The following is a 12,711-nucleotide window of genomic DNA, read 5'->3' as shown; positions in this document are numbered from 1 at the left end:
AAAATCAAACTGATTTTTCTGCCCCTCACTAATTGAAAGCCGCTAATTGAAAGAGAATTGGAGGGCCGAAGAAAAAAATAAGAGAAAAAAAGAGGGTTGTGCAAAAAAAGGCGAGCAAAGCGAGCCTTTTGGCCTAGCGATGTGCAGCAGTGGCCATTAGGCCAGACCCAGCAAAAAAAACTTGTTTTTTTTGCGCAGGGCCGAGCGAATAGCGAGCTGCGGAACGTAGCGCCGACGACCGAAGGGAGGCGGAGGCCCCAAAACAGCAGCGAGCTGCGGAACGACAACAAGAACTTTAGTTCGCAGTTCGACGACCAAAGGGAGTAACCGCCGACGACCGAAGCGAGGCGGAGGCCCCAAAAACAGCCGCTAAAAATAAAAATGCAGAGATTTATGTTCTTTTTTCCTTTTTTTCTGTGGACTACTTTATTTTTTATGCGAGATCTTTGTCATGCAACAAAAATAAAGGAACTATGCAAATGGATAAAAGTAAGCCAGTAATGGTAACGGGAGCTACAGGTTATGTAGCTGGATGGTTGGTAAAAAAATTATTGGAAGAAGGTTTGACGGTGCATGCAGCTGTGCGACAGCCAGAAAACAAGAAAAAAACAGCGCATTTGGATGAATTGGCGGCGAATAGTCCGGGCGAAATAAAATATTTTAAAGCCGACTTACTCACAGAAGGCGCTTATTTTGAAGCCATGCAGGGCTGCGCTCTTGTTTTTCATACGGCTTCGCCCTTTGTTACGGCCGTAAAGGATCCGCAAAAAGATTTGATTGAGCCGGCTGTAAAAGGAACCGAAAATGTTTTGGCTTCCGTCAATCAAACGCCATCGGTGCAAAAAGTAGTTTTGACCAGTAGTTGTGCGGCCATTTATACGGATGCTTCGGAATGCAAAGGGCATCCGAATGGGGAGTTGACAGAAAAAATTTGGAATACAACCGCTTCTTTAAAGTATCAGCCTTATTCTTACTCTAAAACTTTGGCCGAAAAAAAGGCTTGGGAAATGCAAAAGGCGCAAAATCGTTGGGAGTTGGTGACGATTAACCCCGCATTGGTGATGGGGCCGCCACTCAATCCAAAAGCAACAACTTCAGAAAGTTTTACGATTATGAAACAACTTGGCGATGGAACCTTTAAAATGGGCGCGCCAAAATTGGGAATGGGCATTGTTGATGTGCGTGATGTAGCCGAAGCGCATTTTCGGGCCGCTTTTCACCCCAATGCAAAAGGGCGTTATATTACGGTGGGGCACAATAGCGACATCTATACGGCTAGCCAAACTCTTTTGCCTAAGTACGAAAAATATCCTTTGCCCAAAAAAGTGGCGCCCAAATGGTTAATTTGGTTAGTGGGGCCAATGGTGAACTCGGCAATGACGAGAAAATTTGTGCAAAATAATGTGGGACATGCTTTTAAAGCCAATACCAGCAAAATTCGTCAAGAATTGGGCATGGAATTTTTACCCTTGCAAAAAACAATGCAGGATAGTTTGCAAGCTTTAATTGATGCAAAAGTATTGTAGAGAAAATGCTAGGCGGCCTGTCGGGATCGGTAATTTTTTGCAGTAGGCGATAAAATTTCCCAAGCTTTCATTAAAACTTGATAGTAGTTCATCAAAAAACGATCAAATAAAGCTAAGGGCGTTTTTAGGGCCAGCAATTTGTTCGTTTTTGGCTGCAGCGGACTTTTTTCGCTCTTTTTTTGAGGCAAATCTTTTTGCGAAGCCCCTTTTAATAGGCCCAACTGCAAGAGTTGTTCATAAATTAGCTGCAGTTCCGAAAGCTCCGCTGCAATTTCTTGCGGTTGGCCCAAAGCCTTAAAAATGAGTAGAAATTCGGCAAAGAGAAATTTTCTACGACCAATAAAATCCGTCAAGCCTTTGTCCCGCAATCGTTTGCGTAAGGTAGGATAAGAAATGCCGTAAAAGGCCTTAATCATTTTCTTGCTATATTTTATAGTCCCGCATTTTTTCTTGGAGCTTCATCATCGCTTGTATTTTTTTGTTGTTCCTAAAGTTAAGCTTAAAATTTTAGAGTTACAACAGTTTGAAATACAATTTTTTGTCTTTTTTGAAAAATATTTATCGCTGAGGAGATTTTTCCTCAGCGATTTTTTTTGTGTTGTTTTAATTGAAAGTGGCTAATTGAAAGGGGAGGAGAATAAGAAAAGCCCATACAGAATTTCTGTATGGGCTTTTTGATTTAAGCAAAAAACTTATCCTAGATAGTTGACTTAAGAGCCTTAGGAACAAATTTTTTCTTGTAAGTAGTGTACTCTTCTTCAGTAAGTTCTTCCACTACATAGTTACCTTTTTTGTCATAAGTAACTTTTGCATAAGCAGGGAAGTCTTCTTGCTCATTGCTAGTAAGTGAAGGATCGATAAGGGGTGTACCTTCTACAATGTAACCATTTTGGCCATAAAGGAAAAAGTAGAAAGATTTAGAATAGATAACTCCATCAGTTAGGGCAACTGCACCAGGAGTTACTTCAATAGCTCTATCAATAGCTTCTTTTAGATTAGGAAAACCTGTAGGAATAACTAAGATAATGTGAGCAATGTCTTGTCCTTTAACACGCTCTTTTCCCTTTTTGAAGTTTGCAGCATTGCTAAGATCTACATTTTTTGTAGAAATGATGGTAAAGTCAACCATGCGCTGTTGGCAAGACCCCAAGCTAAAAACGATTAGCATAAGGAGAGAAAGACGAACAAACTGTTTCATTTGTTTGAATTTATTAAGTAATTTAAAAAAAATAATATTGGCCGCAATAATAGCACTTTTTTTAAAAAAAAGTAAAACAAAATAAAAAATTACATCCGACTAGGCATTTTCATACCTAAAATAGCTCCGGCCTGCGCAATCACTTGAGCTACGGCCTGGCTAAGATCTAGACGGAAGCTACTCGCTTGAGGGGCATCTGCATCTAGAATTTTTACGATATTCCAAAACTGATGATAAGTTTTGGCTAGTTGATAAAGGTAGTTGGCAATTTCGGCGGGATTATATTGCTCGGCTGCTCTTTGGACCAAGTTAGGGAAAAGCTCAATATTTAACAGCAATTCTCTTTCAATCGGCTCCAATTTATGCTCGGCATAAGTGGTTTTGCTAAAATTTTTCTCGGCAAAAGCTCTTTGCACCGACTGGCAGCGAACAAAAGCATTTTGAATATAAGGGCCCGTTTGTCCTTGTAAGTCAATAGACTCTTTAGGATCGAAGAGCATTCCTTTTCTGGGCTCTACTTTTAAAATGAAAAATTTTAGTGCGCCCAAAGCAACGGCCTCATGAATTTCTTTTTGTTCTTCCATGGGCAAAGCGCTAAGCATATCGCGTTCATTAGAGGCTTTGGCCACCTCATCAATTAGCGTTTGCATCAAATCATCGGCATCCACCACGGTCCCTTCACGAGATTTCATTTTTCCTTCGGGCAATTCTACCATACCATAAGAAAGGTGATGGCAATTTTTTGCATAAGGTTGCCCGAGGCGGTTCAAAATTTCAAAAAGAACTTGGAAGTGATATTCTTGTTCATTGCCTACCACATAGACCATACGATCCATTTTATAATCTTCATAGCGAAGCAAAGCGGTGCCCATATCTTGAGTGATGTACATAGAGGTACCATCTTTACGTAAAACCGCTTTTTGGTCCAATTTGGCATCGGTCAAGTCAATCCAAGTAGATCCATCATCTTTTTTGAAAAAGATCGGCGAATCACTCTTCAAATTATTTTCAACCAGTTCTTTTCCTTTGAGGTAGGTATTCGACTCATAATAATTTTTGTCAAAATCTACCCCCATGCGCTTATAGGTAGAAGCAAAACCGGCATAAACCCAATTGTTCATTTTTTCCCAAAGGGCCTGCACTTCTGCATCGCCAGCCTCCCAAGCTTGTAGCATTGCCTTGGCTTTTTGGCCCAATTCGCTACTCTGATTGAAATAACTATTTTTATAAACAGACTTAAAAAAGTAAGCTTGCAGCGCTTCTTCTGTGGGGGCTGTCTTTTTATCTTTCGATTTTTTGGTCAGCTCTTTTACGGCCTTCTTATATTTTTTCTCATCGGCTAAAAAGGCAGCAAAAGCAGCTTGTCCAGCTTCAGTTGCCTGCCAAATTTTATATTCTGCCTGAAAAGCTTGCTCAAAGCGCACATAATATTTACCCACCAAATGATCGCCTTTTAATCCGCTGCTTTCTGGCGTTTCGCCTTCGCCAAACAGTTGCCAGGCCAACATAGATTTACAAATGTGAATCCCACGATCATTGATGATTTGTACTTTTTTTACCGAATAGCCCGCAAATTTGAGCAATTCTGCAGTAGAATACCCCAAAAGGTTGTTGCGAACATGCCCCAAATGCAAAGGCTTATTGGTATTGGGCGAAGAATATTCGACCAAAATTTCACTCTCTTTTCTTGCGCCTTGCCCATAATTTGGATTGCGAAGCAAATCGGCCAATAATTCTTGCCAATAAAGATCGGCAATTTCCAAATTGCAAAATCCTTTGGCCACATTAAAAGCGGCCACTTCGGGACAGTTTTCTAGCAAATATTGTCCTACCTCCTCAGCTACCTGCTCTGGTTTTTTACGAGCCGCTCGAACAAAAGGAAAAACTAAGACAGAAAGTTGGCCCTCAAAATTTTTAGGGGTTTGATTGATCTGTAGTTGTTTGTCGGCCAAATTTTCTAGGCCATAAAGCGTATTCAATCCCTCTTTCAGGGCCGTTTTGAGTCTTGTTTCTATATAAATCATTCCTTAAACTTAAATTTTTTGCAAATAAAACCTTTGTTGACGGAAAAGAAAAGCTTTGCCCCTAAAATCTTCTTTTTTTGGAGGAGTATTTTGTTTTGGGGCGTTACTCCTTTCAGTCGTCGAACTGGCGCCCTAAAGGGCTTGTTGTCGCTGCGGCTTCGCCTTGCGGCGCTACATTTACTCCCTTCGGTCGTCGAACTGCGGACTAAAGTCCTTGTTGTCGCAGCTCACTGCTGTTCTGGGGCCTCCGCTGCGGCTTCGCCTTGCGGCGCTACGTTTCGCAGCTCGCTGCTCGCTCGGCCCTGCGCAAAAAAACAAGTTTTTTGCTGGGTCTGGCCTGCGGCCACTGCTGCACATCGCTAGGCCGCACAACCTTAGTTTTTTCTCTGATCGTTTTTCTTCGGCCCTTAAATCCCCCTTTCAAATAGCGGCTTTCAATTAGCAATTGGGTTAAAAACAACAGAATTTTTTCTGCTAGATGTTATGAGCCGATGGTTTTAACCATCGGCTCATTTTTTTGGATGTAGAATGGTTCTCTTTTTTGCTGTGGGTTTTAACCCACTGGTTCTAGAAAAGCCAAAGAAAAAAACTGCCCCCAAAAAAAAGCGAACAAGGACTTTCTCCGTCAGTTCGCTCAAGTTAGCAAGCCTGGGCTTCAGCCCAGGGCATAAATAATAGCAATTGTTTTTATCCCTAAGTTTTTAGTTTAGAATTGTTTTAGGGCCATGGGCTAAAGCCCATGGTTGCAAGTCTATGCAAACTGGCGGGCTGAAGCCCTTGTTTGCTGGAAAATGGGAAAAATTTTAGCTTCAAGAAAAAACAACAGCCCCCCAACAACAACCGCAAAGAAAAATCCCCTCGAATGAGGGGATGACAATTTTTTGCTTAGCCTAGGGCCTTGGCCCTAGGGTTCCTATGAAATTTATGGGGGAGATAAAAATTTCCCTTTCAATTAGCAGCTTTCAATTAGTAATTGGGCCAAAAACTGCCCAATTTTTTTAGCGTCTAAAAAAAACAACTTTTAGCTGTAACGCTTTTATTAAAAGGCATTTTACCTTAAACTGGCAAAAAACGCCTTCATTATTAAATACGAAACAAAAAATGCACAAAATTATCCTGTTATTTTTGGGACTTTTTTTATCCTCTGCAGTTTTTGCACAAAGCTGGCAAAAAGCATACGATGCCGTTTGGCCTAGCCAAAATGGGCAATATTTAGCCAAAAGTGAAAACAAGCAAGGACTTTTGTCTGCAACTGGAAAAATTATTATTCCTCTTGAGCAAGATAGTTTGCTAGAAAAACCAACTGCTTTTTTGGGCCTTACTTTCATAAATATGGGCGGACAACCGCAGGCTGTAATTCAAACTGTTTTTGATAAAAAAGGAAAAGCCCTAGCACTAAAAGCCAACGAAAGCTGGCCCGAACCTAATGATCCTATTTGGAACGGACCAAAAATTCCAAAGGGTAAACTAATTATTCGGATTTATGACCAAAAGAAAAAAAGCTATCTATTTGAGCAGGATAGTTTTGACTTCTTTCGCTTTTTTGCTGGAGCAGAACGACATTTTGCCCTAGCCCAAAAAGAAGGCAAAACCTTTATTCTTAATTGTAAGACAGAAAACTACCAAGAGCTAAAAAATCATCATTTTTTAGCTTCTCCTTACAGCGACCCACAACTTTTTTATCAGGGAGATAGCCTTTGTTTTTATTCTTCAGAAAATGGGAACTTGCTTTGGAGTAGCACGAAAAAATTAAGCAAAATTCAATTACTAACGTTAGATAGCTATCTAATTCAGTTTGAAAATGGCCGCAAAGCAATTGTAGACAAAGGCAAAGATAAGGTCTGGCTATTGCCCAAGAGTTTTAATAAAAAAACTGTAGAACATAGATTGAATCGAGATTTTTTGATTTCCAAAGCTGGCGAAAACAAAATTTACGTCTCAGATATTTATGGTAAAAAAATAAGAACGCTCTCTGGCCAAAGCTACAAGCTATTTGCCTACAGAACAAATGAAGCTGAACGAGAAGCCTTTTTTGTTTACCAAAATGAAGGGCAAGACTATTTTTTTAATTGCTTGAATAATAGAAAAATTAAACTGCCAGAGGGAATTCCAGCCAATTCTTCAAGCCGTTGGATACATCTCCTCGATATTGGCCATAAAGAACAACAGTTTTTGTTGGGAATAGGCAGCCCTCAACATAATTATTATGTTGAAGTTGATTTTAATAATCGCAAAACGCCTAGCCAATTGATAATCAAGCAATCTTTTGCTAATGAAGAATTTTTTACGATTAAACGCCCAGAGCAAAATAATCTTTATTTTTTCATTGACCGTCGCCCTAATCCACAAAATATCCAAACGGTTTTTCGCTATGAAAATGGGCAGCTCAGCAAAGAATTGGAGGGCAAATACATTGTTGTTCCACAGAAAAATAAAGCATTTTGGGGCGTTTATAGCATTTACGAATATCCTAACTTCTATTTTTATGATGTTTTAAAGGCAAAGCCCTTATTAGATATAGATCTCAGGGGGGGATTTATCCTCGATCATGAAAAAAACATACAGTTTGCTACAGAACACTATGATCGGCCAGGGCTAATGGTCTTACATAATAAAAAAGGGATTCTCATCGACAGTTTTGTTCATATAGATGATTCTATAAAAACTAAGGAAAGGCCCTATCAGCCCAAGCCAGATTTAATAATGCTTTATACGGGAAAACTTTTGGGGCCAAACAAATTATTCAAAGCGGAGCATTCTTTTCTGCCTCAAATGATTGCCGACTATCGAGAAGGGCATAAATTTGCTAGCCTAGCCATAGGCAAGCGTACAGAACTCTATAGCTTTTCGGGCCAGCAAATTCCAATTGCTCCTATTTATCGATACAAAATGCAGCTATCGGCTTGGGCCTTGCTAAAAAATCAGGAAAAAAATTATTTGCTCCTCGATATGGCCAAAGGCAGGAGCAATGATCAAATAAAAGTGATGGAGCAGGAAGAGTTTTTTCTGGCCAGCAAAAAACACAATCAAAATTATGGACCCAATGATAAACTGCCTGCCAGAAAAGAACTCGATTATTTGGTGCATTGCTACCCAAAAGATGGAAAATTGATCCATACACTTTATCGGCTTTCCGATTTGAGTTTTTACAAAAGCTTTGCGCTCCCTCTGCAGCACCAAAAAAATAGCCAAGCTCAATTTGATTACAAAAAAGAGGTTTTTGTTGGTCCAGCACATAGCCCATCTTTTTTCACTGGCTCTATCGTTCCGCTATACCATTATAAGTACAGCTTTTTAGAGTAGAAATTTATTTTTCATTTTGGGGCCCGCGGCCAGCAAAGCTGGCCGCCGCTATGCTGCGCCGCTCGCAGGTCTGCTCGGCCCTGCAGCCCTGCGGGCTTTGGTCTGGCCTTCGGCCACGGCTGCGCAGCGCTGGGCCGCACAACCTTAGTTTTTTCTCTGATCGTTTTTCTTCGGCCCTTAAATCCCCCTTTCAAATAGCGGCTTTCAATTAGCAACTAGGCCAAAAAACAAGGACAAAAATTTCTCTTGGAAAAAACTGGCCTGATGGCGATGAATGAATTTTTTACCACAATTTTTTCTGCTAGATGTTATGAGCCGATGGTTTTAACCTTCGGCTCATTTTTTTGGATGTAGAATGTCCTCCCTTTTTGCTGTGGGTTTTAACCCACTGGTTCAAAAGAACTAAATAAAAACAAGCAGCTCGAAAAAGCGAACAAGGACTTTAGTCCGCTAGTTCGCTCAAGTTAGCAACCCTGGGCTTCAGCCCAGGGCCGAACTAATAGCAGTTGTTTTTTATCCCTGAATTTTTAGTGACAAAAACAAACAACCGCCCAACCACAGCCCCAAAAAAAATCCCCTCGAATGAGGGGATGATAATTTTTTGCTTAGCCTAGGGCCTTGGCCCTAGGGTTCCTATGAAATTTATGAGGGAGATAAAAATTCTCCTTTCAAATAGCGGCTTTCAATTAGCCAGTTGACCAAAAAACAAGGACAAAAATTTCTCTTGGAAAAAACTGGCCTAATGGCAATGAATGGATTTTTTTACCACAATTTTTTCTGCTAGATGTTATGGGCCGATGGTTTTAACCTTCGGCTCATTTTTTTGGATGTAGAATGTCCTCCCTTTTTGCTGTGGGTTTTAACCCACTGGTTCAAAAGAACTAAATAAAAACAAGCAGCTCGAAAAAGCGAACAAGGACTTTAGTCCGCTAGTTCGCTCAAGTTAGCAACCCTGGGCTTCAGCCCAGGGCCGAACTAATAGCAGTTGTCTTTACCCCTGAATTTTTAGTGTGGAGTTATTTTTCCAATAAAACAAACAACCGCCCAACCACAGCCCCAAAAAAAATCCCCTCGAATGAGGGGATGATAATTTTTTGCTTAGCCTAGGGCCTTGGCCCTAGGGTTCCTATGAAATTTATGAGGGATGAAAACTCCCCCTTTCAAATAGCGGCTTTCAATTAGCAACTAGGCCAAAAAACAAGGACAAAAATTTCTCTTGGAAAAAACTGGCCTGATGGCGATGAATGATTTTTTACCACAATTTTTTCTGCTAGATGCTATGGGCCGATGGTTTCAACCATCGGCTCATTTTTTTGGATGTAGAATGGCCATTTTTTTTGCTGTGGGTTTTAACCCACTGGTCCAAAAAAACTAAATAAAAACAAGCAGCTCGAAAAAGCGAACAAGGACTTTAGTCCGCTAGTTCGCTCAAGTTAGCAACCCTGGGCTTCAGCCCAGGGCCGAACTAATAGCAGTTGTTTTTTATCCCTGAATTTTTAGTGACAAAAACAAACAACCGCCCAACCACAACCGCCAAAAAAAATCCCCTCGAATGAGGGGATGATAATTTTTTGCTTAGCCTAGGGCCTTGGCCCTAGGGTTCCTATGAAATTTATGAGGGAGATAAAAATTCTCCTTTCAAATAGCGGCTTTCAATTAGCCAGTTGACCAAAAAACAAGGACAAAAATATCTCTTGGAAAAAACTGGCCTAATGGCAATGAATGGATTTTTTTACCACAATTTTTTCTGCTTAAACTTTAAGCACCGTCAAGGTCGTTTCAGAAAAAGCACCAATAAAAGATTTTCCACTATTACAAACTGCCCATTTCCCTTTCACTTTTAAATTGGCATCTTCTGTTACTTCATAAACAGCTTGTATACTGATGGGAACTCTTTGACCTTTTTGTCCAGTAAAATAGACACCCTTACCAATTATTTGGTCATTGACCTCAATTGCAAACCAGGTTCCTGCATTATTTTCTTTTCCATTGTTCCAAGTATCAGGAGCATTAAGTGTAATTAGGAGTTGTTCCCCTTGTTTGGCAGAAACAATAAGAGGAACATCATCTAAAGGTAAATCCTCAAATGTGGAATCATCCTGAGTATTATGAACAAGCTCTATAGATTTATAACTAGAGGCTGACTTGTATCTTTTTCTTTTGGTGTGATATAGTTTAGACATAGGAAGTGTATTGGTTTGTAAAGACTTTAAAGTAATTAAATATTTTTACAGTGCATTAGCTTTGGCTTAAAAAAATGATTTTCAATTAGCGGCTTTCAATTAGCAACTAGACCAAAAAACAATGATTTTTTTCTGTGCTAAAAAAACTGCGGTGGTCAAAACAAGAGAAAAAAAAGCGAACAAGGACTTTCTCCGTCAGTTCGCTCAAGTTAGCAACCCTGGGCTTCAGCCCAGGGCGGTAAGCATAGCAATTGTTTTTACCCCTGAATTTTTTGTATAGAATTGTTTTACAGCCATGGGCTAAAGCCCATGGTTGTGAGTCTATGCAAACTGGCGGGCTGAAGCCCTTGTTTGCTGGAAAATGGGAAAAATTTTAGCTTCAAGAAAAAAAACAAAACCAAAACCGCCGAAGAAAAACAATGGCCTGAAAAAATTAGATGAGCGGATGAGCGATGCGAAGCAGTGCGGCGCAGCCGCAGACCCAGCAAAAAACTTGTTTTTTTGCGCAGGGCCGAGCGAACAGCGAGCTGCGCAGCGTAGCGACCCGAGCCAAAGGCGAGGGACAGCCCCAAAAAAAATAAAAAAAATAAAAACTGTACAGATAGGTTGGTCAGTTCTGCTTTTTCTTTGAACTATTGAAGAAAAACTAAAACGAATGTCTATGTCAGTAAGAATTTACCTCCTCAGTGTATTTAGCTTTTTGATTTTTATGGGAAACCTGCAAGCGCAGGAAGAAAACAACCAGTTTCGACGAGATTATAATTATTATTCTGGATTTGATGGGGAAAAATGGACAGAATGGGAGCGAACTTCAGTGACCTTGGTATTTAATTACGGAATAAATTCAGATGTTTTGAAGTTTACAGCAAATGGAGAGAGAACTCTTTACAGACGAGTCTCAAATGTAGAGAATAGCTCGGTTGGAAATGGCGAAAAATGCCAATTTATAACTGTTTTAGATGAAAATGGAAATATGTTGGAGATTCAATTGTTTGAAAACCCCGACCTTGGGGTCAAGCTTATTTATGGGAATTTTGCGATTCAACTAATAAAAGGTGATTGATCTGAATGCCTTGATTTTTATGAAAAAAACAATTTGTAGCTAAACAAATGGCGAATAGATTTTTCTATTCGCCATTTTGCATAAAAAAAGCCACAACTTTCGTTGCGGCTTAAAAAAAGCGGTCTGGACGGGACTCGAACCCGCGACCCCCTGCGTGACAGGCAGGTATTCTAACCAACTGAACTACCAGACCTTATAGGTCTTCTTTTTTCTAAAAAAAATTGGCGGTCTGGACGGGACTCGAACCCGCGACCCCCTGCGTGACAGGCAGGTATTCTAACCAACTGAACTACCAGACCAATTTTTTATTTTTGCTTTCCTTTGAGAGCGGCACAAATATAGAGCGTCTTTTTGGTTTTTCCAAAAGCATTTTGGAATTTTAGGCTAGTGTTTTTACAATATATTAACAACTACTTGATTTAGAACCACATATTTTTTTAAAAAAATGTCAGTACATCTTCCAACTATATTGTCTGCCGAAAATATTAGACAACGACAAGCCCTTATTCGGCCTTATCTTAAAAAAACGCCCTTACTTCAATCGGAGAAAATAAATGCCTTGGCGGGCTGCAATATTTATTTTAAGTGTGAAAATTTTCAGCATACTGGCTCATTTAAAGTTCGGGGAGCATTTTCGGCGGCCTTGCTTTTATCTGAAGAAGAGCGAAAAAAAGGATTGTGCACGCATTCATCGGGCAATCATGCGCAAGCAATTGCCAAAGCGGCGCAGATGTTGGCTTGTCCGGCCTACATTGTAATGCCTGAAAATGCGCCAGCGTTTAAGCAGCGGGCCACGGCAGAATTGGGGGCCGAAATTCGTTTTTCTCCGCCCACTACAGCGGGACGAGAAGCGGCCTTAGCGGCTTGGCAAAAAGAAACGGCCGCACATTTTATTCATCCCTATAATGATTATGATGTGATTTTGGGCCAGGCAACTTGCAGTTTGGAAATTTTGGAAGAGCTTTCGGATGTAGATGGAATTTTGGCGCCTATTGGTGGGGGAGGACTTCTGAGCGGCGCTTTATTATCGGCCCATTATTTTCGGCCAGAACTAAAGGTTTTGGGTGCAGAGCCTCAGTTGGTTAATGATGCTTATTTATCTTTGGCGGCTGGAAAAATCATTGAAAACAAGCGAACGGATAGCCTTGCGGATGGTTTGCGCACGACAATTCGACCAAAAACCTTTGGTGTTTTTCAAGAATTGCTTTCGGAAATTATTTGTGTAGAGGAAGAAGAAATTATCTTAGCGCTGCGTCTAATTTGGGAGCAACTAAAAATAGTTGTAGAACCTTCTTCTGCGGTTCCTCTTGCGGCTTTATTAAAGCATAAAGCGCGTTTTAAGGGCCAAAATTGGGCAATTATTTTGAGTGGGGGCAATATAGATTTGGATCATTTGCCCTTTTAAATTTTGTTT

General features: G+C 40.4%; 8 protein-coding genes, 2 tRNA genes and 1 pseudogene. 5 read left to right on the top strand and 6 right to left on the bottom strand.

The features are described from left to right. Positions 1–473: 473 nt before the first annotated feature. A complete protein-coding gene (locus tag OP864_RS16485; protein ID WP_270099241.1) occupies positions 474–1,526 on the top strand; it encodes an NAD-dependent epimerase/dehydratase family protein in 1,053 nt (350 codons plus the stop codon). An 8-nt stretch (positions 1,527–1,534) separates the two neighbouring features. Here OP864_RS16485 and OP864_RS16480 read toward each other — a convergent pair. From OP864_RS16480 to argS, 3 genes and pseudogenes are all read right to left on the bottom strand, one after another. Then, positions 1,535–1,991 (bottom strand): annotated as a pseudogene (locus tag OP864_RS16480) (hypothetical protein). 232 nt (positions 1,992–2,223) lie between these two features. Then, positions 2,224–2,724 (bottom strand): hypothetical protein, encoded by a 501-nt coding sequence (locus OP864_RS16475; RefSeq protein ID WP_270099240.1) that lies wholly within the window; start codon positions 2,722–2,724, stop codon positions 2,224–2,226. An 89-nt stretch (positions 2,725–2,813) separates the two neighbouring features. Continuing rightward, positions 2,814–4,748, bottom strand: coding sequence for an arginine--tRNA ligase (gene argS / locus OP864_RS16470; protein ID WP_270099239.1), 1,935 nt, complete (start codon positions 4,746–4,748; stop codon positions 2,814–2,816). A gap of 1,101 nt (positions 4,749–5,849) precedes the next feature. Between argS and OP864_RS16465 the strand changes: the two genes are divergently transcribed. After that, positions 5,850–8,051, top strand: a complete 2,202-nt coding sequence (locus OP864_RS16465) for a hypothetical protein (protein ID WP_270099238.1) — start codon at positions 5,850–5,852, stop codon at positions 8,049–8,051. Positions 8,052–9,802: 1,751 nt separating this feature from the next. On the opposite strand, the gene OP864_RS16460 is transcribed toward OP864_RS16465, so the two are convergent. Then, positions 9,803–10,234 (bottom strand): hypothetical protein, encoded by a 432-nt coding sequence (locus tag OP864_RS16460; RefSeq protein ID WP_270099237.1) that lies wholly within the window; start codon positions 10,232–10,234, stop codon positions 9,803–9,805. Between the two features lie 361 nt (positions 10,235–10,595). On the opposite strand from OP864_RS16460, the gene OP864_RS16455 reads away from it, so the two are divergent. Both OP864_RS16455 and OP864_RS16450 read left to right on the top strand, forming a co-directional pair. After that, positions 10,596–10,865 (top strand): hypothetical protein, encoded by a 270-nt coding sequence (locus OP864_RS16455; protein ID WP_270099236.1) that lies wholly within the window; start codon positions 10,596–10,598, stop codon positions 10,863–10,865. A gap of 30 nt (positions 10,866–10,895) precedes the next feature. Next, positions 10,896–11,297, top strand: a complete 402-nt coding sequence (locus tag OP864_RS16450) for a hypothetical protein (protein ID WP_270099235.1) — start codon at positions 10,896–10,898, stop codon at positions 11,295–11,297. Between the two features lie 119 nt (positions 11,298–11,416). Here OP864_RS16450 and OP864_RS16445 read toward each other — a convergent pair. Together OP864_RS16445 and OP864_RS16440 are read right to left on the bottom strand one after the other, a co-directional pair. Then, positions 11,417–11,490: transfer RNA gene (locus OP864_RS16445), tRNA-Asp, on the bottom strand. A gap of 29 nt (positions 11,491–11,519) precedes the next feature. Continuing rightward, positions 11,520–11,596, bottom strand: a tRNA-Asp gene (locus OP864_RS16440). Positions 11,597–11,742: 146 nt separating this feature from the next. On the opposite strand from OP864_RS16440, the gene OP864_RS16435 reads away from it, so the two are divergent. Next, positions 11,743–12,702, top strand: coding sequence for a threonine ammonia-lyase (locus tag OP864_RS16435; RefSeq protein WP_270099234.1), 960 nt, complete (start codon positions 11,743–11,745; stop codon positions 12,700–12,702). The last annotated feature ends 9 nt before the right edge of the window (positions 12,703–12,711 follow it).

This window comes from Saprospira grandis, assembly GCF_027594745.1.
Taxonomy (GTDB): domain Bacteria; phylum Bacteroidota; class Bacteroidia; order Chitinophagales; family Saprospiraceae; genus Saprospira; species Saprospira grandis.
Note: the sequence above shows the minus strand (reverse complement) of the source record. Positions and strands in the feature narration are given on the sequence as shown.